Origin of the sequence: Actinoplanes oblitus (assembly GCF_030252345.1) — a bacterium.
Classification (GTDB): domain Bacteria; phylum Actinomycetota; class Actinomycetes; order Mycobacteriales; family Micromonosporaceae; genus Actinoplanes; species Actinoplanes oblitus.
Map to the genome: position 1 here is coordinate 4171140 of NZ_CP126980.1, position 22874 is coordinate 4194013.

21 protein-coding genes and 1 riboswitch are annotated in these 22874 nt (G+C 68.5%); of the genes, 13 read left to right on the top strand and 8 right to left on the bottom strand.

Annotated features, from left to right (window positions below; translation table 11 throughout):
* The first annotated feature begins 20 nt into the window (after positions 1-20).
* Positions 21-569, top strand: coding sequence for a class IV adenylate cyclase (locus tag Actob_RS18755; RefSeq protein ID WP_284921536.1), 549 nt, complete (start codon positions 21-23; stop codon positions 567-569).
* Here the strand turns inward: Actob_RS18755 and tmk are convergent.
* The 5 genes from tmk to Actob_RS18780 all read right to left on the bottom strand — a co-directional run bounded on the left by tmk (position 527) and on the right by Actob_RS18780 (position 6178).
* Complete coding sequence (gene tmk / locus Actob_RS18760; RefSeq protein ID WP_284921538.1) at positions 527-1165, bottom strand: dTMP kinase; 639 nt, start codon at positions 1163-1165, stop codon at positions 527-529. The genes Actob_RS18755 and tmk overlap by 43 nt on opposite strands.
* Complete coding sequence (locus Actob_RS18765; protein ID WP_284921539.1) at positions 1162-2628, bottom strand: B12-binding domain-containing radical SAM protein; 1467 nt, start codon at positions 2626-2628, stop codon at positions 1162-1164. The genes tmk and Actob_RS18765 overlap by 4 nt, the downstream gene beginning before the upstream one ends.
* Positions 2594-3409, bottom strand: a complete 816-nt coding sequence (locus tag Actob_RS18770; RefSeq protein WP_284921541.1) for a DNA glycosylase family protein — start codon at positions 3407-3409, stop codon at positions 2594-2596. The genes Actob_RS18765 and Actob_RS18770 overlap by 35 nt, the downstream gene beginning before the upstream one ends.
* Before the next feature lie 463 nt (positions 3410-3872).
* Complete coding sequence (locus Actob_RS18775) at positions 3873-4751, bottom strand: phosphotransferase (RefSeq protein WP_284921542.1); 879 nt, start codon at positions 4749-4751, stop codon at positions 3873-3875.
* 8 nt (positions 4752-4759) lie between these two features.
* Positions 4760-6178: a hypothetical protein gene (locus Actob_RS18780; protein WP_284921543.1), complete on the bottom strand. Its 1419-nt coding sequence runs from the start codon at positions 6176-6178 to the stop codon at positions 4760-4762.
* A 605-nt stretch (positions 6179-6783) separates the two neighbouring features.
* Here Actob_RS18780 and Actob_RS18785 point away from each other — a divergent pair.
* From Actob_RS18785 to Actob_RS18830, 11 genes are all read left to right on the top strand, one after another.
* Complete coding sequence (locus tag Actob_RS18785) at positions 6784-7632, top strand: SAM-dependent methyltransferase (RefSeq protein WP_284921544.1); 849 nt, start codon at positions 6784-6786, stop codon at positions 7630-7632.
* A gap of 23 nt (positions 7633-7655) precedes the next feature.
* Entirely contained in the window at positions 7656-8471 is an 816-nt protein-coding gene (locus tag Actob_RS18790) for a hypothetical protein (RefSeq protein ID WP_284921546.1), read from the top strand.
* Positions 8468-9091 (top strand): hypothetical protein, encoded by a 624-nt coding sequence (locus Actob_RS18795; RefSeq protein ID WP_284921548.1) that lies wholly within the window; start codon positions 8468-8470, stop codon positions 9089-9091. The genes Actob_RS18790 and Actob_RS18795 overlap by 4 nt, the downstream gene beginning before the upstream one ends.
* Positions 9092-9360: 269 nt before the next feature.
* Positions 9361-10806, top strand: coding sequence for an SAM-dependent methyltransferase (locus Actob_RS18800; RefSeq protein WP_284921549.1), 1446 nt, complete (start codon positions 9361-9363; stop codon positions 10804-10806).
* Between the two features lie 437 nt (positions 10807-11243).
* Entirely contained in the window at positions 11244-12206 is a 963-nt protein-coding gene (locus Actob_RS18805) for a GOLPH3/VPS74 family protein (protein ID WP_284921550.1), read from the top strand.
* A gap of 97 nt (positions 12207-12303) precedes the next feature.
* A complete protein-coding gene (locus Actob_RS18810) occupies positions 12304-13791 on the top strand; it encodes an APC family permease (RefSeq protein ID WP_407653710.1) in 1488 nt (495 codons plus the stop codon).
* The gene (locus tag Actob_RS18815; protein ID WP_284921552.1) at positions 13788-14411 is read left to right on the top strand and encodes a GNAT family N-acetyltransferase; all 624 of its coding nucleotides are present in this window, start codon (positions 13788-13790) and stop codon (positions 14409-14411) included. The genes Actob_RS18810 and Actob_RS18815 overlap by 4 nt, the downstream gene beginning before the upstream one ends.
* Before the next feature lie 308 nt (positions 14412-14719).
* A complete protein-coding gene (locus Actob_RS18820) occupies positions 14720-15901 on the top strand; it encodes a hypothetical protein (protein ID WP_284921553.1) in 1182 nt (393 codons plus the stop codon).
* Between the two features lie 179 nt (positions 15902-16080).
* The gene (locus Actob_RS44060) at positions 16081-16263 is read left to right on the top strand and encodes a helix-turn-helix domain-containing protein (protein WP_407653672.1); all 183 of its coding nucleotides are present in this window, start codon (positions 16081-16083) and stop codon (positions 16261-16263) included.
* Between the two features lie 5 nt (positions 16264-16268).
* Positions 16269-16814, top strand: a complete 546-nt coding sequence (locus Actob_RS18825) for a helix-turn-helix domain-containing protein (protein ID WP_284921554.1) — start codon at positions 16269-16271, stop codon at positions 16812-16814.
* A 387-nt stretch (positions 16815-17201) separates the two neighbouring features.
* Positions 17202-18527 (top strand): MFS transporter, encoded by a 1326-nt coding sequence (locus Actob_RS18830; protein WP_284921555.1) that lies wholly within the window; start codon positions 17202-17204, stop codon positions 18525-18527.
* 369 nt (positions 18528-18896) lie between these two features.
* Here Actob_RS18830 and Actob_RS18835 read toward each other — a convergent pair whose 3' ends face one another.
* The 3 genes from Actob_RS18835 to Actob_RS18845 form a co-directional block, all read right to left on the bottom strand.
* The gene (locus Actob_RS18835; RefSeq protein WP_284921556.1) at positions 18897-19136 is read right to left on the bottom strand and encodes a hypothetical protein; all 240 of its coding nucleotides are present in this window, start codon (positions 19134-19136) and stop codon (positions 18897-18899) included.
* A gap of 313 nt (positions 19137-19449) precedes the next feature.
* Positions 19450-19609, bottom strand: a riboswitch (cyclic di-AMP (ydaO/yuaA leader).
* A gap of 45 nt (positions 19610-19654) precedes the next feature.
* The gene (locus tag Actob_RS18840) at positions 19655-20707 is read right to left on the bottom strand and encodes a hypothetical protein (protein WP_284921557.1); all 1053 of its coding nucleotides are present in this window, start codon (positions 20705-20707) and stop codon (positions 19655-19657) included.
* Positions 20688-21206 (bottom strand): RNA polymerase sigma factor, encoded by a 519-nt coding sequence (locus tag Actob_RS18845; RefSeq protein ID WP_284921558.1) that lies wholly within the window; start codon positions 21204-21206, stop codon positions 20688-20690. Before Actob_RS18845 ends, Actob_RS18840 begins: the two co-directional genes overlap by 20 nt.
* 367 nt (positions 21207-21573) lie before the next feature.
* Between Actob_RS18845 and Actob_RS18850 the strand changes: the two genes are divergently transcribed.
* On the top strand, positions 21574-22098 hold the full coding sequence (locus tag Actob_RS18850) for a peptidase inhibitor family I36 protein (RefSeq protein ID WP_284921559.1): 525 nt from the start codon (positions 21574-21576) through the stop codon (positions 22096-22098).
* The last annotated feature ends 776 nt before the right edge of the window (positions 22099-22874 follow it).

Sequence of the window (22874 nt, forward strand, 5' to 3'; positions counted from 1 at the left end):
TCCGGCGCGAAGGGGCGCAAATGACTGCTGAGATCGAAGTTAAGTACCAGGTTGCCGACGTTGAGGGGCTGCTCGCCGCGATCCGCGAGCACGGCATTGCGCTGTCCGAACCGGTGGAACAGGACGACCAGGCCTACGCGCCCATTGGTTGGCAGTTCGGCGACGCGCGAATCGGTGTCACCTTCGTCCGGCTACGAAGGCAGGGCGGTCGATGTGTGTTTACGACGAAGACACCGGTCGATAATGTGCTTGCGTGTGTGGAGCATGAGACCGAGGTGTCCGACGCAACAGCGATGCACGCCGCGATTTTGGCGATGGGATACCAGCCGACGGTGAAGGTCGTGAAGACCCGCCGTACGGGCCGCGTCGGAGCGTGGTCTGTCTGCCTTGACGCCGTTGTCGGTGCCGGGGCTTTCTTCGAGGTCGAGGCGGTGGCTGAGGACGCTGACGGGATGCTGCAGGTGCAGGCCCAGATGGATGCATGGGTCCAGGGCTTAGGAGTTCCGGTGGAACGCACCGGAGCGACCTACGACGAGGTCGTGTCACGGTCAGCCGTTGCGGCGTCCTGAACGTCTGTCGGGTCCAGGACCAGGTCAACCAGCCCTGAAGCGACGGCATCGGCGTCCCGGTTGCCGATTTCGCAGGTAACGGGCCTGTGGCCGGCTTCGAAGAGAGGTCGAACCAGCTGCTCGTATCGCCTGCGTTCGTCAGGTATGGCCAGGTGAAACCTGCTGTAGATGCCCCGCTGGCGCACCCGTTGACGGCTGTGACCCGGGTCCGCGAGCAGCAGCACCGTCAGATTCGGCCGGTCGACGTCGGTGTTCATCGCCCACACGATCTCCTGCGGCACGCCGTCCGCCTCCTGCAGCACGAGTGATGAGGGTAGGTAGCGGTCACACAGAACGATTTTCCCCGCGGCGACGGCAGGACGCACCACGGTGTGCAGGTGGTGATACCGGTCGGCAATCACCAGGGCCGCCAGCTCGATCCCTCGGTATTCGTGGGTGCCGGCGCGTGCGAGCCTCCCGATCGGGCCGTCGGACGGCTCCTGGGTCAGTAGAACCTGCTCGCCGGCAGCGGCGAGCAGGTCGACGAGCAGACGGGTAACGGTGGACTTGCCGGTCCCGGACGGGCCGTCCACAACGATGAACCGACCGGTGGTCATAGCGGCGCGTCCTGCCGCCGGTCGTACTGCTCGCGGGACAGCTCCGCCAGGTGGCGCCGGACCTCGGGGATCGGTGTCTCGCCGAATTGGATGCCGACCGAGAAGTTGAATTCGTCGCGTGAACGCATGGCCTCGTCGACGCCGGCGTTGGTGAGGTCGACGGCGCCGTAGGCGAGAAGTTGGGCGGTCGTGTACCGCTTGGTGGCCATCAGCCGGTTCCATTCGGGAGTGCCTGGGTAGGGCCGGAATTCGAACACAGACGCGCGGAACCGACCGGGTTGGTGGTCGGTGAGCTCCCACAGGTCGTGCACGAGCCGGACGGTCGCATTGAGTTCGTCGGCGGTCTCGCCCGGGAAGCCGAGGATAAAGTAACCCTTCACGCTGATGCCGCGTTCGGTCAGTCGGCGCACGACGGTCCGGATCATCTCCGGGTCGATCCGTTTGTCGATGTACTGGAGCATCCGTGCGCTGCCGGATTCGATGCCGAGCGCGACCTCGCGTAGCCCGTTGCCGATCAACTGGTCCAAGGTGGCGTCGGGGCAGCGATTGAGGACGTTGATCCGGCCGGTGGCGTCCCATACCGCCCAGTCGCCGATCCGTCCGCTGGTGAAAGCGCCGGCCATTGTGTCGATAACGCGGCGAGCGCCGAGGAACAGGTCGTCGACGAACCGGAACGCGCTCACTCCGTAGGTATCGTGCAGCTGGTGCATCTCGCCGAGGATGTTGTCCGGCCGGCGCACCCGGATAGTGATGTCCGGGTTGGCCGAGACTGCCGCCCCGCAGAAGGAGCAGTCGTAGGGACAGCCGCGTGCACCGACCATGTTCGCCTCGATACGCCGGTCCTCGGCGACGTGCGGGTCCTGCACCAGGTACGTGCGGTTGACATACGGCAGGGTGTCGACATCGGGGGCAAGGTGGTGGGCGGTTCCGGGCCGGCCGCCTGTGACTGGGGTCTTCATGATCGGATCGAGCCACATGACGCCGGGCAGATCAGCCCTGTTGCGGTGGTCGCGGAGAAGTTCTACGACACGCGTTTCACCCTCGCCGATGATTAGGGCGGCGGTGCGGCACATGCGGGGGTCGGCGAGTATCTCGGCGGGCATCGCCTTCGCCTGGTGGCCGCCGAGCATCAGCTTGATGCCGGGATCGAGAGCGGCGGCGATGCGGGCGCTGATCTGGTAGGTCGGTGCGAGCAAATTCAGACCTACCCATCGCGGCGCTGCGGCGTTGACGAACTGAATGGTGTCGGCGACCGGCAGGCCATGAGATTCCGCATCGAGCACGCCGACGTTGAAGCCCTGCTCGGCGGCGTAAGTCGCGATGTACGCCATGCCGAGCACCGGCAGGGTGAAGTCGTTGACTCGGGGTCGTACGGCGTAGTCGCGCAGCGGGGCGTTGATGAATAGCAAGTCCAGCGGTCGGGAGGGGTTAGCCCCGGCGATCAGGTGAGACGGTGCGGACATAAGTGCCTCCCCATGCGAGGGTGAGAAGGGTGAGCGCGGCGAGTCCGGTCCCGGCGGTGCGCCACATCGCGGCGAACGCGGGCTCCGTATCAGGCCATGAGGTGTCAGGTGCGGCACGCCGCGCCCAGGTCCGCACGGCCAGGTCAGCGTATGGGTAGAGCGCGAAGTCACCGCTGTAGTCGGCGACCGCCGCGCCGGCCGTCCAGCGGCCGATCCGCGGTACCGTCTGGAGGGCGTCAACCAGCCGGGCTGCGGGTAGCTGCGCCCATTGCTCGGCGCAGGAGAGGTATGCGGTGGCGGCGGCTGCCAGCGCAGGCCGGTGGAACTTTAGGCCGACCTCGGTGAACGCTGTCTCGGGCAGGGAAGTGACAGTCTCGGCGGTGGGGAACAGCAGCAGGTCACCGTGCTTGGTGCCGATCCGTTGTCCGTACGCGGCGGAAAAGCGGGCGTGGAGTCGGCGGGCCTGATCGGCGCGGATAACCTGCCGGATGACGGCGGTGCCGATCGCGTCCCACAGGTCGCTGTTTCGCACCCTCAGGACGGGCGCAAGACGGGCCACGGTGGTGCCGAGGTGGCTGAACGCGGCAGGCATGGTGTTGGGCGCGGTCACCTCATCGACGGTCGGTGTCGCACCGGGGCGTCCGGCGACGACGTGACGCTCGACGCTGTCGGCACCGGTCTCCCAGAGCAGATGCCAAACGGTCGCATCGTGGCGGATCGCCCGGTGGGCGCCGGTCGGGGTCGGCGTCCATGCGGGGTGGTCGCACATCAAGGTGGCCATGTGATCTCCAGAAGTCGGCGTGCGTTGTCGGCCTATTCAACGCGTCGATGGCGTGGACAGTCCTCAGCAGACGGACAAAACTAGGCGTTCCTCCTTGCGAAGCGCCCTCCAGCTACCTCGTTCGAGGGGATAAATCCATCACGAGATGTCGCCAGCGCGCGTGAACTGCCGGTGGAACTTGCCTTTACCTAACATGACCGAGAGACTTCTCGATCGTCAGCCAGATGGTGACATTTGACTATCGCAAACCACGCATAACCGTTATTCGGATCACGAATTCCGGCAGAGAATGTCCCCTGCGGTTTGCGGATTAAATTCCGCGCTCTTGATGAGGAATGCCGGGAAGGTGCGACATGTCGAACCCTTTAAATTCCGATTCTATGTGTACGTAGCCCTAAAGGCGGGCGGCGAGCTGACCAACCCGTGCCGTTGGTGGAGCGCTGGTGTGTGCTGAGGTTCTCGCTCAGAGAATGCGCCATGCGGTCATTTCGCGGTGCCCGCGCCGCATCCCGGCGAGGCGATGACGTACCTCGGTCGCTGCAGGTGTTCCGGGCAGCGACTTACGAGCGTTGGTCGCGATCATTTGTAATTCCCGGAGGCGACACAAGTTCTCAAACTCGGACCAACTTCGGGGATCCCAGCCGTATGCCTCGCTGAAAGCATTCAGGTCTTGGTTGTTGCCAAATCGGCGGCAGTGTACGGCCACCGTTGCGACATCCCAGATGCGGTCGCCGATGCGAGCGCCATCCCAATCTGCTAGCACTGCGGTGCCGTCGCGCCGGCGCAGCGCATTGCGTACCTGAGGATCAGACTGGATCAATCCCCAGCCCAGCGGTGAGCGCACACTGCGCAGCGCGCCTGAAACGACCTCCAAACGCTCGCTTAGCAGCATTCGGTCCTCATCGGTGAGGATGGTGGAGGCGCTGATTGAATGACGAATTCCGGGCATCGGATCAAGCTGAGGAAGCGGTACGGGAGGTATCTCCAGTGAGTGCAGGCTGCGGAGCAGCCGGCCAAGCTCGCCAGTGGTAACCGGCCGATCGATAGCTGCGTCGAGCCTCTCCCATACCGTGATGCCGTGGTCGTCGACAATTATGGGCTGATCAACCTCCGTCGTGAGGTGAACCGTCGGGAAGTCGGCATCAGTGAGCCACTGCACTAGATCTACAACTTTGCGCAGCAGACCTACGCTTATTGCGGGAGGAGCGATCTTGACGACTAAATCATCGACCGCGTAAACCGCATTAGTGTGGTGGCGCAGGAGGATTGCGTCATGCGCTTCACGGTTAAGGAGACGGCATACCTTGGCTAGCACCGGCCGAGTCCGCTGCTCTACGAACATGGACACTCCTACCCGTTGAGAGCGGTTCGACCTCCCGCCAACGTACGTGCGCGCCGACGGCACTCACGAACATAGTCGCTGAGGTCCACCGCCGGTCCACGACGTGCAGCGATCGGCATCGAAGCGGCGATCTCGTGCGCCCGAGCCAGCACAATCTCGGTGCGTTGCCTCTCCGGCAGCATCGCGACAGCCTCAATCGCCACCGTGGCAGCTTCGTCGGCTCGGTTGTCGCTCACCAGGCAACGAGCGCGATCGAGGAGGATCAGGGCAGGGTCGATGGAAACCGTATGGCTACCTCGGTACAGCGCTAGTGCCTCATCCTGGAGCTTGTATGCGGTGTCGGTGTCGCCCATCCAGGTGGCGGCTCCCGCAACATAGAACAAAAACCGCTTAACCGGAAACCGGAACGCTGCGTCGCTGTCATCTCCGCCGACTTGATCGAACAGCGCACGGGCCTCTTTCACCGCGTCGCGGGCGGCTGCGGTGTCACCGATACGTGCCAGCGCCCGCGCTCGGCCAGCGGCGGCTAGAGCCCCTGACCCACACGGCTTCGCAGACAATGACAACGCCTCGTCCGCAAGCTGAACTGTTTGCCTGGCGTCACCGAAGTAGTACGGCAGCATTGCCGCCTGAGCGCGAACGAGTACACCGAGCGTAGGCCGCTCACAGTCGTCGGCCGCGAACATCGCCGTCCGGTACCACAGCTGGGCATCCGTTGTCCGGCCGAGCCGCATAAGAGCATCTGCACACAACGTTGAAAGAAGAGCGGCACAACTGGACAGCCGGGCTTGGACCGCAGCCGGCTGCCGTCGCTGGGAAAGCGCTGTCACCTCGGCGCATTCCATTGCTATGCGGGAGAGCATGACTGTCGGCGGAGTTGCCGGGTAGTCGTTGACGTAATTTCCGGTCGACTCCTCTATCGTATCTATCTGTCGCACGGAAACGCTGGAAGCTGCGAGTGCCTCATCAAGCTGGTGGCGTAAACCGGTCAGTTCGTGCACTAGCGATTCGCGTCCGCTGATTTCGTTCGATTGGATTTCGAAGTCGTTCGACGGTGTCGATACGTAAGAGGGTGGTACCGACGTCGTGTCGTCTGCAATACTATGTTTCGCATTGCCGCCGCTGTGCAATCTCGCCTGGGTTGAAACGCCAGGGAGCAGAATTGCACTATCTCGCAGGTGGTCCTCGTCGCGATGGTTATCCTCGGCCTTTGATCGCGTTTCCGGCAATGAGAACCACAAGAGTTGAGGCGGAATGCTCAGGGTGCGTGCCCAGAATTGCAGTTGGCTGAGGTTGTCAGGCGCTTTGCCATTTTCAATCTTGCAAATCTGGCTTTGCGATTTGAAAGCCCATAGGCCGACGACTTCTTGTGATATGGGAATCCCATGTTCGGGGTGCGACCGGTAAGCAGCGATCAACCGGCCCATGTGCCGTTCAGTAGCTGCCGCCCGGATGGTGTCATGATCCCAGAACGAAGGAGAGACGGTCGGCGGCCGCTGTCGCAGCAACCACAGCTGTCCCGTGCAGCGTCGGCAATGTTGATCCCGCTGATCGCGGGCAAGCGGTCCGCGGCATCGACGGCAACGCCGGTTGCCTGTAGGCATCATCGGCGACATCTCCGTTCCTCCTACTGGTAGCGGGCAGTTTCTACCCGCATGCATCATCGTCATTTCACAGTCTACTTCGCAAGAGGTCACTCGCTCGCAGGTCTTTTGAGTCCTATCGCGCAGGAGGTTGCCGAGCCTTTGATCTCAACTTACGTTCGGTACCAGGTCATGCAGCGTGCCGTCTACTGTCCCCAATTTCGCCGAAGACTCGACGTGGGGTCGGAGGTCAAGGCACCTCCCGCGTCCGAGCTGACGGCAGCGAAATAATGATCATGACTGAATGCTCATAGCCGCGTCGATAGAAGAGCCGCATGATCTTAAGCATCATCTACACCCGTCCAAGCCCATGTGTCCACGGTTGATGCCGTCGCACTACGCGGCGCATTTCATGAAGACAGCCAAAGTCGGCGAGGAGGCCGGCCGCCATGCTGAATAGCGTTAGTCCGGACAGCGCAGACGACTCTAGCGTCCATCCGGCACTCCCTGCGCCAGCCGGGGTCAACGTCAACGTCCCGCACTCCGCCCGCATCTACGACTACTGGCTCGGCGGCAAGGACAACTTCGCCGTCGACCGCGCGGTCGGCGAGGCGATGATCCAGGCGATCCCCGGCATGCGTTACATGGCCGGCGAGAACCGCAAGTTCGTCCACCGCGCCGCCCGTGACCTGGTGGAAAAGGAAGGCATCCGGCAGTTCCTGGACGTGGGCACCGGCATCCCGACCCGGCCCAACCTGCACGAGGTCGCGCAGCGGATCGCCCCGGAGACCCGGGTGGTCTACGTCGACAACGACCCGATCGTCCTGGTCCACGCCCGCGCCCTGATGCTCAGCTCCCCCGAGGGTCGCAGCGAGTACATCAGCGCCGACATCCGCGATCCCCGCTCGATCCTGACCGACAAGGTGCTCCGGGAGACCCTCGACCTGACCCGGCCGGTCGGTCTCACCCTGATCGCGATCCTGATGCTGCTCGCGGACGAGGACGACCCGTGGGCCACTGTCGCCGAGCTGCGCGACGCGATGCCGTCCGGCAGCTGCCTGGCGATCACCCACCCGACCGCCGACTTCAACCCCGACGAGGTCAACCAGGCCGTCGCCGCCGCCACCGGCGCCGGGATGACCCTGGTGGCCCGCACCCAGGAGGCGGTGGCCCGCTTCTTCGGCGACTGGGAGCTGCTCGAGCCCGGCCTGGTCCCGGTCTCCGCCTGGCGGCCCGACACCCCCGCCACCGATCCGAAAGCGGCTTATTACTGGGCCGGCATGGCCCGCAAATCGTAATCCGGCGAGGAAGGGGGTGTGGCATGTTCATCGATGACGAGTTCGCTCGCCGCTTCCACGGCGATGCGGGCCGAGGCCCAGCCGGGATGCGGCAACGGGTCCGGGCCGCTTCCGCCGCCTGCACAGGATCCCGATCAGCGGACCAAAGCGATGATCACGCGGCCAAGTCTGCGGAACGGGTGTTACGGGGACTCGATCCCGCCGGCACGGAGCCGGACCTCGGGCTGGCGCAGATCGCGGTCGTCTACGCCAGCAGCTCGCTCGAAGGGTGTGACGATGCGATGAAGGTGGCATGGGCGCGCTACGCCCGTGCTACGCGGGAGTCGCTCTGCGGCCCGGTGCACCCGTTCACGGTCGGCGCCGCCCTGGTGCTGGCCGAGGCGTACGAACGCTGCGCTGTCCGTGCGGTGTCCGCCGGCGGGCGGGTGGCCCTGTATGAACACGCGGCTGCCGCGTACCGGTCCCTGATTGCCTTGTACGAGCGGCTGGTCATGCCGCGCGACGCAGAGCGGGCCCGGATCCGGCTGGCCGTTTGCCGGCACGCGGCGGGCGGGTGCGGCGAGGCGATCCGGCTGGCCGAAATGTGCTGGCAGACCTGGATGCGCACACCACGGCGCCTGCCGCCTGACGGGTGCAGCTTCGCCGCACGCTACGCGGCGATGCTGCAGGCCTGCGGCCGCCAGACGGAAGCGGTTGCCGTCGCCCAGCAGGCGCGGAGCCTGCTTCCGGCCGGACACATGCCCGGCGCAATGCCGTTCACCCTCGCGTTCGAGGATGTCAGCCGGCGCCCGCACGAGGCGGTCTGCGCCGCCCGGTTGACCTGGGACCAGTCGTGGTGAGCGCCGGGCAGACGGGCGCGCCCGCGCAGCGTGGGGCCGGGGGAGCGGGTGGTGCGGTTGCTGCGGCAACACTACGTTTTCCGTCCGCGGATGCATTGCGGCTCGCTCGGCATTGCACCAGCGCGCTGGGAGATGACGGTGCGCTTCCGGTGACCGGCGATGGCGTCATCCTCGTGGAGGCGCTGTCGCGGGAAAGTGAATGGCTGACCTATGTCCTGCTGTTCGACCGGCAGGAACCCGGCTGTTGGACGTTGTACCAGGTTGGCCATCCGGGCAACGACGACGACTATCTGCTGGTCGCCGATCTCAACGAGGGTTTGCGTGATCCCGCAGCGGTAGCCGGTGCCCAGCAGTGGGCCGCACGTGTCGTGGCGGTTCCGCGAAGCCTGGAGCATTCTGCCGTGGATCTCGCCGTCGGCCTGGCCGAGCCGGTGCCGCCGCGCCGGGTCACCGAGTGGCGCACGGTCCGCCATGACGGCTGGCTCGGCTACGTGCCGCTGTTCAACGTCACCCAGCGGTGCGAGGTGCCGGTCAGCCTGATGAACCCGGAGACCGGCGCGGACTGCATCTGCCGATACCTGCCACAGGGTGCGTCGCTGGGTAGTGGTCGCCGTGGATAGCAGGCGGACGATCGCGGTGCCGCCCGGCAGTGTGCTGCATCGGGCCGCAGCCGCCCTGCGAGAGAAGCACCGCGACGCGGGGCTGGGCCGATGCGGCGCCTGCGGTCAGCCGGCACCGTGCCCGGTCGGCGTTAACGCTGATCTGGTGTGCCAGGCGGCGGGCGATGCCCCGGCCGCTGCGGCGCCGGCCGTCGGCGCGGGCAGCGGGGCGGACGCCGGCCGGAGGTGGTGGTCGCCGGCTGTGGGTGTGCCGGTCCCGCGGCCGGCCAGTGCCCCTGGGACGGGAGGCGACAACCGCACGGCCGGCCGCACATACGACGCCGCAGCCGGGTCGGGGCGTAGCCGTTCCGTGTCACCGCAAGGACCGTATTGAGAGGCGACGGGACAGCATGCCGCGCAAAGCCAAGAGATACAACGAGCAGCTCCGTGCCCGGTTCACCCGCCTGCCGTCACCGTCGCCGGGCCGCACGGGGCAACACATGACACAGGCCGAGTTGGCCGATGCCATCAACGCTGAACTGGCCAAGCTGTATCCCGACCGGGATCTGGCGCGGGAGGAATTGCTCGTCGACTGGCGGTGGGTCGGCGACCTCATCCGGGGCAAGAACCGCTGGCCCGGTGACGAGCGCCGGCAGGCGGTGCTGCGCGTGTTGGGTGCCGACACTCCCGACGAACTCGGCCTCTACCTGACTCGCCCTACCGGTGCCCTGGGCGGTGGCGGTCAACCCACGCACTCTGCCCCGGTGCCGGCACCAGGCCGGCACCTATCGCCGATGCCGGCACAGGCCGCGGCGTCGGGGGAGGCCCCTGCCGACGGCGCCGGGACGGCTGCTCGTCCGGCAGCGCCTTCCGGCCTGCTGTCGACGGCGGCCGTGGCCCCGGCGAGCGGCGCCAGCGTTTCCGGCGCCGCGGTGGGGCGCCGCGGGTTTGATACCACGACCGCTCATCCGGCGCGGCGGTACAACTACTGGCTGGGCGGCAAGAGCCATTTCCCGGCCGATCGCGAGTCGGGGGAGCTGATCGCGAGGGCGTGGCCGGCGGTTGTGACCGCGGCACGGGAGAACCGGGCGTTTCTGCGCCGCAGCGTGACCTGCCTGGCGGATCTGGGCATCCGGCAGTTCCTCGACGTCGGGTGCGGGCTGCCGTTGCCCGGTCAGGACACTCATGACCTCGTGCAGCGGGTCGCCGCCGACGCGCGGGTCGTGTACGTGGACAACGATCCTATGGTCAGCAGCCACGCCGAGGCTCTGCTGTGCGACGACCCGCAGGGCCGTACCGGGTACGTCGAGGCCGACATCCGGGATCCCACCGCTCTGGTACGGCATCCCAGGTTGCGGTCCGTGCTCGACCTGGATCGCCCGGTCGGACTGCTTGTCGTCGCGGTGCTGCACTTCATCCACGACCAGGATGAGGCGATCAGCATCTTCCGGCAGCTGTCCCAGGCACTGCCCTCCGGCAGTTACGTGGCGTTCAGCCACGCCACCATGGATTTCAGCAGCCCCGCGGACCGCGCCCGGTATGAGCAGATGTTCGACGCCGGCCAGACCGACGTCCGGGCCCGCACCGAAGACCAGCTCGCGGACTTCTTCACCGGCCTGCAACTCATCGAACCCGGACTGGTCGCGGCACCGCACTGGCGCCCGGACCGGCCCTCCGCCGAGCTACCGGCACCCGACCAGGTCGCGATCTACGGCGGCGTCGGCTGGATTCCCTAGCAGCCGGCGACCGCAGCACCCGCGGGCACCGGCCCCGGATGTCGGACAACTCCACCTCACGATCCGTATCGGGCAGCCCGGGTGGCACCGTGCCACATCGGCCGCTCCGCGTTCCCGTCTGCCCATCAACGGCACGTGTTCGATGCGCAGCAAGGTTCCCAGGAGGCCACCGGCGATCCGTGTCAGGACCGTACATCCGAATCCGTGTTTATACGGTATTCCCTGACATCGATAGTTGTGTGAATGTTGCTGAGCAATTCCGGTCAGCCTCACCCGTAGGTCCGGCTGAACGGCACCGCAGTCGTCCCGGCCGGCCAGGCCAGACCAGGCCGGGGCACGTGGGCGGCGGGGACCCGCCGGCTCCCGCGCGCCGGTGCGCGCCCGCCGCCCACACCACCTTTCTGACCGACATCCGCCACCACTTGTTCGGGGGTTCGATGTTCTCCCCAGAGCCGCCGGATCACCACGATCCGCGCCATGCCCCGGTAGCACCCCGGCACGCCGCCGGGCTCACCACCAACCACCCGGCCGGCCCGGCTGCCTTCCCTGCTGGCGGGTCCGGCGGCACACTACCGGGCCCGGCCGCTCACGGCCTGGCAGGTGGGGCATCCCAGCCGGTCGTCGCTGACGCGCCCGGCTGGCCTCCCGCCGCGCCGACCGGCAGGTACGACACCATCGCGACCCGTCCACCATCGACCTACCGGTTCGGGGACGAGCCGGCACGCACGCGCAGGCAGTGGCCGCGGTTCGCCGACGAGCTGTTCCGCCTCGCCCACGACGGCGCCAAGCTGTTCGTCGACCGTGACCTCGCCGCGGTCGGCCTCGCGTGCGCGGTCCTGGCCGAACTGGTCGCGACCGATCATCTCGCCGTCGGCCAGGACCGCCTCGTCGTCATCGGCCGGCAGCCGCCCCCGGACGCGCTGGCGCACACCATCGCGGAGCAGGTGGCCGGCGAGCCCGAGTCGCTGCCGGTCGAGGACTGGTTGCGTTATCTGTCCGGCGACATCTACGACCAGGTCGCCAAACGCATGGTGATGGCGGGTGATCTGGTCGAGGTCACGCGGGCGCGGTTGTTCGGCCGGTCACGCACCGTCTACCAGCCGGCCGACAACAACGCCGCCTATTGGTCCTGTGCCCGGCTGGCCACCGCCGCCCGGCGGGGCCAGTCCCTGCTTGAGCAGGGCCACGTCAACCCCTTTACCAGCGTGTTCGACGACTTCGACCGGGTGCTGGTGGGGCTGTGTCTGTCCACCGGCGTATATCAGCGGGTCTTCGCCGGAACCCCTCAGCACGTCATCACGCAGCTCGCCGACGTCGGGCAGCGCAGCCGGGCACCGATTCCGGAGCTGCTGGGCGCGCTCGACCGCCTCGTCGGCGGTGCCGTCCTGATCCGCGCCTGATCTCCCTCCGCTCTCCCTCCGCTTCCCAGCAGCCCTTTTCTTGTCAGGAGTTCTCGTGTCGCACCCCCCTTCACGTTCGCGTCCGGCCAGCCCGGTCCTGCAGGCGCTGGCCCGGGACCGGCTCGGAACAGTCGGGGTAGTCGCTTTCATCGTGGCCGCCGCTGCACCGCTGACCGTGCTCGGTGGTGGCGCCCCGACCGGCTGGGCGGTCACCGGCCTGCTCGGCATCCCGCTGGGCTACCTGCTCATCGCGCTGGTGCTGTGTGTCTTCTCGATCGGTTACATGGCGATGTCGCGGCGGATCGTCAACTCCGGCGCGTTCTACACCTACATCGCCCACGGGCTCGGCCCGGTGCTCGGTGTCGGCGCGGCGGCCGTCGCGGTGCTCGCGTACACGGCGATGGGCAACGGCCTCTACGGCGGGCTCGGTCCGGCCGCCGCGGACTTCGTCGCGGCCCAGTCCGGCTGGTCGACGCCGTGGTGGCTGTGGGCGCTGATCGCCTGGGCGATCATCGCGGGGCTCGGCGTCGCGCCGGTCGACAAGATCGGATGGGTCCTGAAAGTCTTGCTGGCCGGCGAGATGCTGGTGGCGCTGGTGTTCGCGCTCGTGCAGATCACCCACCCGGCCGGTGGGCACGTCCAGCTGACCGCGATCGCACCGAACCAATTGTTCACCGCCAGGATCGGCGTCGTGCTGACGATCGCGATCACCGGTTTCGTCGGCTTCGAAGGCGGCCCGGTCCTGAGCGAAGAGACCAAGGACCCGCGCCGGACCGTGCCCATGGCCACCTACCTCGCGCTCATCCTCATCGGGGCGCTCTACGGCTTCGGCGCCCTCGCGATGACCGTCGCCGCCGGGCCCGGCACCATCGTCGAGGCCGCGACCAGCCAGGGCACCGACCTGATCTTCAACCTGTCCGCGCCGTACGTGCCGTCGTGGCTGATCGCCGTCGGGCGCGGGCTGTACGTCACCAGCCTGTTTGCGGCCACCCTCAGCTTCCACCAGTTCGTGGTCCGCTACCTGTACGCCCTCGCCCGCGAACGCGTCTTCTTCCAGAAGCTGGCCGCCACCAGTGTGCGCACCCAATCCCCGAAGACCGCCTCGCTGGTGCACAGTGCCATCTCCCTCACGGTGATCTGCACGTACGCGTACGCCGGCTGGGATCCGGTCGTCAACCTGTTCTTCTGGATCACCGTCACCGGTGGACTCGGGGTGCTGATCCTCATGCTGGTCACCTCGATCGCGGTGTTCGTCTACTTCCTGCGCTCGGCCAACCGCGACGGCGTCGGCGTGACCCGCGGGCTGCTCGCCCCGATCGTGGCGTCCGCGGTGCTGGCCTGGATCCTGCTGGTCACCCTGCAGCAGTTCCACGTCCTGCTCGGCGTCGACGCCTCCTCACCCTGGCGGTGGGTCTTCCCGTACGCCTACGCGGTAGCGGCACTGCTGGGCATGTGGTGGGCGCTGTACCTACGCATCGCCCGGCCCGACGTGTATGCCGGGATCGGCGCCGGCGCCCGCAGTGGCCTGATGAGCCGGCCGCACCACACCGGGCCCGCCACCGCGGCAAGCCGGTGGTCGGCATGACCGCCCCCGACACCACTCGTATCCGCCGGGCCCGGCGACAAGACGGTGACACCGTCCTGGTCGCCGGCATCCTCACCGACGCCTTCTTCGCCGGGGACCTCGCCGGGTGGCTGGTCCCCGACACCACCCAGCGGGCCCAGATCTACCCGCCGTACTTCCGGATGCTGGCCAAACACGCCGTCAAACACGGCCACGTCGAGCTGCTCGGCGACGATGCGACCGCCGTCTGGTACGACCTCGATGCGAACCCGGCGCCGGTGATCGCCGACTACGACCGCCAGCTCGCCCTGATCACCGGCCCCGCCCTGCCCCGGTTCCGGCAGCTCGACCGCGCCATGCACCGGCATCACCCCGACCCGCACCTGCACCCACACGCCTACCTCGCCTTCCTCGCCGTGCGGCCCGCCGCGCAAGGCCGCGGTCTCGGCGCCGCGCTGCTCGCGCACCGGCACCACGACCTCGACAAACACCAGCGGCACGCCTACCTGGAAGCGACCGGGCCGCGCAACCGTGCCCTCTACGGCCGCCACGGTTACGCCCTCTGCGGGATAACCGAGATCACCCCGGGCGCGCCGGTCCTGTACCCGATGTGGCGCAAACCCGGCGGCCTGGTGGTGTAGCCCCGGTGCCGTCCCGGTAGCCGACCGACCTCGCGAAGGACGCCGGCCCGTCTGCTCCGAGCCCTCGGCTCGGGGGCCGGTCCGTCGCTACAGGCAGCGCTGCCGTTCAGGGGTCGGGCGGTGCCGCCCCGCCTGCCCGCACGGACATCCGCACCCCGTGCGGCCGGGCTGCGGGATTCGCGCGTCACCGCGAGATTCCCGCGCCGGGTGCGCATCCCACCCTCGGGTGCGCACCCGGCCTCCCCAGTCGTACCCGCCCCGGCGGCACCACCGTCGGCAATCCGCTCACCGGGAGGAAGGCACCGCCCATGGCACGACCACGCCCGCGTACCCGCGCTCGCCGCGGGCGGACGGCACGAATCGTCTCGCATCCACCGGTACGGCCGCAGCGCAACAGCAGCGGCCTCGACAACCTGAGCGACGCCGCGATCACCGCGCGCCGCCAGATCGCCGCCGGCGCCATCACCGACGCCGTCACCCTGCTCGCCCAGCACCTGGCCGGACGCGACTACGCGTGGCAGCCGGCCGACCCGGCGATGGTCGACGCCACCACCCTGTACGCCCTGCACACCACCGGCCCCGAGCAGCTCGCCGCCGCCCGCTACGCCTACCACGGCAGCCGGCGCCTGCATCCCCGGCAGCCGCACCACCCGCGCCGCCTCGACGCCGCGCACGCCTACGGCCTCGCCCTGCACCAGCACACCCACTTCGAGCAGGCCATCCAGATCCGCCGAAACCTGCTCGCCACCTACCACCGCCTGCGCTGTCCCGCCGGCATCCTCGCCACCGTCACCGGCCTCGCCGAAAGCCTGCACGCCGCCGGCCGATGCCCGGAGGCCCTCCGGGCCATCGCCTGGGTCTGGCACATCCACGACCGCAACATCATCCAGAACAACCCCAGCACGGGCGCGGCGGTCCTCGGCACCTACCTGCGCATGCTGCGCGGCTGCCGCCGTGACCGCGACCTGACCGCACTGCTGCACCAGGCCCAGCACCACCCGGCATGGAGCCTCCTGGTCGCCGCCCGATCCCCGGCGCTCGACGCCGCCGACCACCGGGCGGTGACCGCCCACCGCAGCGGCGTCTGCACCCACACCCCGCAACCGATGACCGCTATCACGACCTTGCCCCCGCCGCCGCCCGCATGCTCGCCGACCACCGTGGGCCCGCGGGACGCACCGCCGCGGCGCGCCAGGGCCGCGGGGCGCCGCACGCCGGCCGCAGGCCGCGACACGAGTCGGCACCCGCTGGCCGGCTACCCCACCAGCGACATCGCAGGCGCGGTCGGCCGGCTGCTCACCGCACCCGAAGCCCAACCGCTGCTGCCGCCCGCGCGGACACCGCATCCCGACGACCTCGCCGCTCACCAGCATCTCACCGGCCGGCTCACCGCCTATCTGGCCCACCGGCGCGCTCTGCGAGTCGCCATGTACACCGCAGCAGTCGCCGCGCTCACCACCGTCGTCGTCGTGGCGATTCTGCTGCGCTGACCCCGCCTTGACCCCCTTGCACCACGTGGACCGCATGAGCAGCCGCCACCGCTTAGCAACCTGGAGGCCTGATGACATCCGTGACCGCACGCCACCGCTCAGCACCACGGGACCGCGGCAACGCACCGCAGCCGACACGATCTCGCGGGAAACGGCTGTCGGGGACCGAACTCGCTGCCATGCAGAAAACAGTCGTCGAGCTGTACCGGCAGCACCATTCCATCCGGGCGATCGCCGCCGCCACCAAACGGTCCTACGGCTCTACGCATCGTGCTCTCAAGCAGGCCGGGATCGAGTTCCGATCCCGCAGCTGGCGCCCCAGAACCCCACATATCCCCGCCCGCCACATTCCGATCAGGTGATGACCATGAGCAGCCACGCCACGACCACGCCGCTATCGCTGGCGCAGCAGATGTGCGAGACCCGGGCCGACACGATGAAAGCGGCGGCCAACCGCTACACGGCCGGGGAGTCCATCAAGCAGATCGCCGCTGCTTACGGCCGCTCGTACGGCTGGGCCCACAACATTCTCGAAGAAGCCGGCGTCCAGTTCCGCAAACGCGGCGGCCGGCGCCGCACAGCAGACGCGCAGACCGACAGCCCAGATGCCACCACCACCCACCAGGCTGCCCCCGCGGTGGGCACCACCGGTTGGCAGCAGCGGACGCGGATGACCGCCGACGAGCAGGAAAAGGCCGCCGACGAGGTCCTACGCCTGTACACCGAAGAACGCAAGTCGGTTAGGCAAATCACCGTCCAGACCGGCCTCAGGCGGGGCACCGTCAACCGGCTGCTGAACTTGAGAAACGTCGAGCGGCGCTCCCGCAACGGCGGTCGGCGATCAACCCTTACCGCAGCACCGACCGACGGTGTTCAGCACACCGAGCCCCGCCCAGCCGGACCCCTATCGTGACCCGCCGCAGCAGCCACCGGCTCGCCCAGCGCGGCACTCACGCCGACTGGCACCCGCGCCCGCGCCTGACGGGAACCGGGCACAGCAGGGCGAGCACCACGACCGTGCTGGCCCTGCTGCACCCGGCCCGGCACACCGCGAGCCGGCCGGGCACCGGCGACACCCGGAGCCCCGGCCTGACGAGCGCGGACACCGACCACAACACCACCCAGCACGCCACCGCCGACACACCTGCTTCGAACGACAGCATCAGGTTGCACCCGACGGCGCCGACACACGTTGTGCCCATCACCGGCATGTGCCCGCCCGGTCGCCGACGGCCTCGGCGGGCGGCAACGATCGTGCTGCCGGCCATAGCCGTCTTGGTCCGGGTTTGAGCGGGAGCCAATGTCCCCCTTCTTGCGCGTGATCAACCGGTCGGCCGCCCGGACGCTGCGCGGCTGCCCCGGCGCGCATGCCCGGGCCGGCCACCAGCAGCCTTTCGGACTGGCCGTACTGCTGGTGGCCCGGGGAGCCGCGCTGACGGCGAACCGGATGCTGCTGGTCGTACTACCCGCGATGGTTCTGGCGGTCACCGGAAGCGTGGTCCAGACCGGCCTGATCACCCTGTGCCAGGTGCTGCCGTGGGTCGTCATGCAAGTTCTGTCCGGGCCCCTCCTCGACCGCGTCGCACCGCAGCGCATCGGTGCCTGCGGCGACCTGCTCTCGGCCACAGTGATGGTGGTCCTCGCCGTCACCGGCCTGCCACCGCTGTGGCTGCTGGCGGTCCTGATGGCCGCGGTCGGCGCAGCCGACGGCCCGGCCACCGCCGCGAAGACCGTGCTGCTGCGCCCGGTCGCCGAGGACACCGGCATCGCCCTGATACGGGCCACCGGCTGGACGACCGCCGTCGAACGCAGCGCCGGCCTCGGCCCCTACCTCGGCGGCCTCGCCTACACCCGTTGCGGCCTCACCGTCACCCTGCTCCTGGTCGCGACCCTGTTCGCCCTCGGCTCCCTCGCATCCGCGACGATCAGCACCCCCGTCCGGCACGAACCCGCCACCGGCACCTACCGCCAGCAGTTCGCCACCGGCGTCCGATTCCTGCACGCCGACCGCTCCCTGGCCGCACTGATGATCATGTTCGCGGTCACGAACATGCTGGACCGGGCCCTATTCGGCGGCCTGCTACCGGTCTGGGCCAGCCGAGGCGGCCACGACACCGAAACCACCGGCCTGGCGATCAGCGCATTCGCCGGCACCGCCGCGGTGACCGCCGCCCTCATGGGCTGGCGCGGCGACCGCCTCGACTCCCACCGCCGCGGCATCTATCTCGCCGGCATGTCGATCGCCGGGGTGAGCCGGTTCGCCGTCATCGCGCTCAACGCACCACCGACGCTCGTCCTGATCGTCTGGGCCGTCGCCGGCCTCGGCTCCGGCGCAGGCAACCCGGTCATCGAGGCCATCCAGTGCGACCGGATCCCGGAACACCTGCAGGGCCGGATCCGCACCCAGATCATCGCGGGAGCCTGGACCGGCATCCCGTTCGGTGGCCTCGCCGCCGCCGCCCTACTCACCCTCGGCCTACCCGCAGCGCTCTGGCTCTGCGCCACCGCCTACCTCGCCGCGGTCGCCTACCCCGGCTGGCGTGTCACCTGGCACACCACACCAACCACCCGCAGCCGTCCCGCACCCGTGCCAGCCACCTCCATCGTCGCCGGAGAATCCGCATGAGCCCCTTCGCGCGCCCCGAACCGGCCACCGCGACCAGCGCTGCACGTCGCCGGCTGGGCCATCGCCCACGCCCAAGCTGAGGCGTTGAGTTCCCGAAGGTGGCACGCCGATGCGGGTTGACGATATGCCGAGGGCTGGGTGAGGGTGGGAGTGATCACCAAGGTCAATCATGTACCTCGGCCGGGTACTGGACACGGCTAATGTCGGACGTGGTGTCCGATGTGATCGCCCGTGATCACCTGTTTTCCGCGATTGGACATAAAAGTTGTTCCCGCAGTGAGCAGATGGCTAGCTGCCGCTGCTGGCGGATAGACGGCCTGCGGGTGACCCGCCCCTTGCGGAGCGGGCCACCACAGGGCCGGGCGGGGGTTAGTGCCGGAATTTCCAGGCTCGCAGCACGACCTCCGTTACCTTGAGGGCGGATCCGGCGACCAACACCATGGTCGTCGGGTCCGCACTCCCGGCCAGCGCCAGCAGCTTCTCGGCGATCTCCAGAACCCCGGCGATGATCAGGGTCTGGTCGAGCGCCTTACTGATCTGCTGGACGCGCTCCGGCCGCTCGGGCAGCCGGCCGGAGTTGCCGCCCTGGCCTTGCGCGTTCTCAGGCAAGGGAGTCTCCCTTCTCGATGCGACAGAACCTGCCGGCCAGGGGCCGGCGCTCGCCCGGCAGAAGGCCGGGCGATGCTCGATGACATCGGGATGGGGCAGGGCGGTGCGGTGAAGCCCGTGGGTGCTCGCCAGAGTTACGTCACGACACAAAACCGGGGGATAGCAACGTGGGTGCCGGCGCCTCGTCGACCGGGCCGCTGCGGCGCGATGGTCGTGCCGGGCACGACGACGCCGCCCGATCCGGGCGGACCAGACGGCGTCGCGGCGACCGGCAAACGGCCAGCGTGGAACTTCGCGTGCATGTATGTGTCTTCCTGAAGAAGGAAACCGCCTACCGGGTTAGCTGACGGGTTCGGGCAGGAAGCAGGCCCTACCGGCCAAGGTCAGCCGGATTCACCCCGTGGCCGCCGCTAGCGTGCAGCAGCGGCCGAGTGGTTCCCCGATTCACCGAAGTGACTCAACGGTTGGTGCAGCGTGCGTGACAGGTCGTGCAGCTTGGGGGGCGCGGCGCAGCCTCGTCAGCCGGGGCTGCTGGTGTGGGTCGCATCAATGAATAGCAGAGAGTCCGACAAGGCAGGAGTCGGGATTCTGACACCCGGCGGAGGCCGCAACCAGACCGTGTCATAAGCGAGCATCCGGCCGGTCCGCGGGTCGAACACGGCGATGTCCCGGACGGCGCCCTGCTGGCTGTCGGCGACCACGGCTAAGCCGCGCCGACCGATTCCGCCGTCGACTATTCCAGCGACTTTCAGGCCGGCCGGAGTGTCGGCGAGTGCCTGCAGCAGCGCGGCCCGTTGCTGCGGACTCGGGTCGTGGAACCGGAACACCTCGCGGACCGCGCGCAGGGTGGCCTGCGGGCCGTCCGCGGGATCCTGCTGCTCGGCGAGCTGGCTGGACACCTGGAACACGTTGTCCGCCAACCGCGGCGCCACCACCGGCATCTGCCCATCCCCGTAGGAGACGTCCTGGCCGGGATCCGGGGGCCGGATCGGACCGGGATCCTCGCCGGGACTCCAGCCGGGCACGCTCGTACGGGTCTGGCGGCCGGCCTGTTGCGGCGTCCACCAGCGCTGCTCGTCATGGACGGTCACCGCGTCGTGCCCAGCGGTCGCCTCCCGCGCCCAGACCCGGGTGCGGGTATAGGTGTAGCGGCCGGTGTTGGCTGGCGTGGACAGTTTCGCCACCGTCTGGGACAGCGTGGTCAGTTCTGCCCGGGCGTCGCGCCACTGCCCGGGCTCGGGTAGCGGCAGCAACCACACGCCGCCCGCTGGAGCTGAGGCCGACGGCACGGCGCCCGGTGGGCGGCGGTCGACGATCGCCCAGGTGCCGGCGAGCGCGACCAGGACCGTAACGAATACGGCGGCCTGTCGGGTGATCGTGCGCAGCAGAGCCTGCCGGGCACGGCGGCGCCGCAGGCGCACCCCGGCCACGATCTGCGCGGCGGTGAGCGACAACGTCGCCGGTGGATCCTGCGGTTCGCCGGGTGGTGGACTCAGTGCGGCGACGTGCAGGGGGACCACCTCCAGGTCGGTGTAGCCGCGGCGGACGGGATCAGGCCCCGGGACGGACATGGTTCTTGGCTCCCTTCGTCGTAGTCGGTCTCGGCAGGCCCGGCCCGGCGGCGTCGGGCGCTGCCATCGCACGTCGCAGCACCGCCAGGGCGCGGCAATACCTGTTGGAGACGTCCTTCGGCGTCGTTTTCATCGCCGCGGCGATCTCGGCGTTGCCGAAGCCGTCGGCCCGCAGGACCAGCACCGCCCGGTCACGCTTACTCAGCAGGTCGCCGGCGATCGCGAAGATCCGTTCCCGCTGTTCGCGGCCGTACACGGCCTCGAAGGTGGGGTCGTTGCCAACCGGGACCGCATCCAGATCGCAGCCCCAGAACGTCAGGCGGCGGTATCTGATGTTGAGCGCCCGGCGGGTGACGACCGTGGTCAGCCACGCGCGCCAGGAGTCCGGCGGCCTCTTGTAGCGGCGCAGGTGCCTAGCCATCGCGACCACGGTGTCCTGGACCGCGTCCTCGGCCTTCTGCCGGTCCTGGAGGATCCCGAACGCAGTACGCCAGAGCATGTCCTTGTGCTCCGACCATGCCCTTTCGATCTCCGCTGATCTTTCGCTGCCGTCCAACGCGCTCCTCTTCACGGGCAACGCCGCCCGATCCGGGCAGACTCTTCACCCCTTAAGTACGCGGCGCCGTTCCGAATCCGCCGCGCCGCAACGACCGTGACAAGACCGATACCTAAGCGTTCCGAAAGGCGGCACCGAGATCAAGATCATCAATTATGGATCTTCACTCGAACGGGCGAAATGGTGGCACCTGCAGCTGATGCAAACCCGCTCCCATCTCGGCACATTCATGCACTCCAATTGATGTTCAAGAATTGATAGGGTTCCTGCTATTGACATTTGTCGAGCTGAATGACAACGGGGGTCGCTCATGAATCGCTTCAGCCTGCGCTACCTGCAGACTGCTGCTTTGATCACGACATGCGTCCTGGCAGCCACGCTCAGCGCCCAGCCCGCAGCCGCCTACCCGGCCGACACCACGCGAGCCGCGATGGCCGCATACCTGCACGAGCACCCCGGCGGCACACCGATCAGCGACCGCGACATCGCCTACGGCGGCGGCACCTTCATCGTTACCGTCACCCGCGCCCAAGCCGGACACGCCCTCGCCGCAGCCGACTGCCCGTCCGGCTGGTTCTGCTTCTACGACGGCGTCAACTACACCTACCCGCGCGGCCGACTCTCCAGCTGCGGCTGGCAGGACCTCGGCACGTGGGGCTGGCGCAACCGGACGGAGTCCGTGCACTACAACATGAGCAGCGGCACCGTCGGCTTCCTCAACGAAGCCGGCAGCGTCGATACAGTGCTGTTCACCGCCGGCACCACGCGGCGCACCATCGCCGACGTCAACCCCTACCGCAACCAGGCCGACTACGTGAGCCGAACGAACTGCTGACCACCACCGCCAGCCACCCTCGGCCGGCGCCGTGACCGAACCGGCGGCACGCGACGGCCCCACATGAGGAGTGATCAGCGCCGCGACCGGGCCTGGGATGTGCTGCCCCGCTGGAGGGCCGCCAACCGCCTCGCCGGTACGCCGCCGGTAACAGCAACAGCGCACGCCACTTTCCGCGGTTCGCGCGGACGCCGGCATCCGGACGACGGGATCGGCATGGGCGTCGGGTTCCTGGAGTCACTGGACAAGGCCGAAAACCGGCCCGCGCGGTGGGTGAGAAGTAGTCTGCCCCGTGGGCCAGGGGTCTTCCGCCCACGCAATGGCACCCCTGGCCCGCCCCGAGCGATCCGGCCGACACGGCGGCTTGAGAACACGGTCTTTGCCTGGCACCGACATCCATTACGTCGGCGGGCGCGTACGAGTTGCCGCGCAGAACGGACCACCCGAGTTGTGCCGAGCCTTCCGCCTACCAGGAGACGTTCAGCGTGCGCACCGCGTATTCGGCCGCGACCAGCAGTGCCGAGCCCGCGACTGTGGTCAGGGCCGCGGTTCGTGAACGCCGCCCCGTGGTTATCCACGGGGCGGCGGTTTTCGCGTGCGGCTGGAGTTGTGAACCCTTCACCGGACATCTGGTGCGTCCGGAAGGCGACCGCCGCCGTGCCCGTCTCGACGGTAGCCCCGCACGGAGACCCACGTCCAGCGGCCGAGGCCCGATGCCCGCGATCGAGCCGGGGCGGGGCGCTGCCTCGTGCCCTAGTCAGCCAGGAGCAGGAGGC

Bases quoted from the DNA above. Each gene is read 5' to 3' on its own strand.
- Actob_RS18830 (WP_284921555.1), top strand. From the start codon at position 17,202: ATGTCCCCCTTCTTGCGCGTGATCAACCGGTCGGCCGCCCGGACGCTG.
- Actob_RS18775 (WP_284921542.1), bottom strand. From the start codon at position 4,751: ATGTTCGTAGAGCAGCGGACTCGGCCGGTGCTAGCCAAGGTATGCCGT.
- Actob_RS18785 (WP_284921544.1), top strand. From the start codon at position 6,784: ATGCTGAATAGCGTTAGTCCGGACAGCGCAGACGACTCTAGCGTCCAT.
- Actob_RS18805 (WP_284921550.1), top strand. From the start codon at position 11,244: ATGTTCTCCCCAGAGCCGCCGGATCACCACGATCCGCGCCATGCCCCG.
- Actob_RS18845 (WP_284921558.1), bottom strand. From the start codon at position 21,206: ATGCTCTGGCGTACTGCGTTCGGGATCCTCCAGGACCGGCAGAAGGCC.
- Actob_RS18765 (WP_284921539.1), bottom strand. From the start codon at position 2,628: ATGTCCGCACCGTCTCACCTGATCGCCGGGGCTAACCCCTCCCGACCG.
- Actob_RS18780 (WP_284921543.1), bottom strand. From the start codon at position 6,178: ATGGGCCGGTTGATCGCTGCTTACCGGTCGCACCCCGAACATGGGATT.
- Actob_RS18825 (WP_284921554.1), top strand. From the start codon at position 16,269: ATGAGCAGCCACGCCACGACCACGCCGCTATCGCTGGCGCAGCAGATG.
- Actob_RS18755 (WP_284921536.1), top strand. From the start codon at position 21: ATGACTGCTGAGATCGAAGTTAAGTACCAGGTTGCCGACGTTGAGGGG.
- Actob_RS18770 (WP_284921541.1), bottom strand. From the start codon at position 3,409: ATGGCCACCTTGATGTGCGACCACCCCGCATGGACGCCGACCCCGACC.
- Actob_RS44060 (WP_407653672.1), top strand. From the start codon at position 16,081: ATGCAGAAAACAGTCGTCGAGCTGTACCGGCAGCACCATTCCATCCGG.
- Actob_RS18850 (WP_284921559.1), top strand. From the start codon at position 21,574: ATGAATCGCTTCAGCCTGCGCTACCTGCAGACTGCTGCTTTGATCACG.
- tmk (WP_284921538.1), bottom strand. From the start codon at position 1,165: ATGACCACCGGTCGGTTCATCGTTGTGGACGGCCCGTCCGGGACCGGC.
- Actob_RS18815 (WP_284921552.1), top strand. From the start codon at position 13,788: ATGACCGCCCCCGACACCACTCGTATCCGCCGGGCCCGGCGACAAGAC.
- Actob_RS18820 (WP_284921553.1), top strand. From the start codon at position 14,720: ATGGCACGACCACGCCCGCGTACCCGCGCTCGCCGCGGGCGGACGGCA.
- Actob_RS18840 (WP_284921557.1), bottom strand. From the start codon at position 20,707: ATGTCCGTCCCGGGGCCTGATCCCGTCCGCCGCGGCTACACCGACCTG.
- Actob_RS18790 (WP_284921546.1), top strand. From the start codon at position 7,656: ATGTTCATCGATGACGAGTTCGCTCGCCGCTTCCACGGCGATGCGGGC.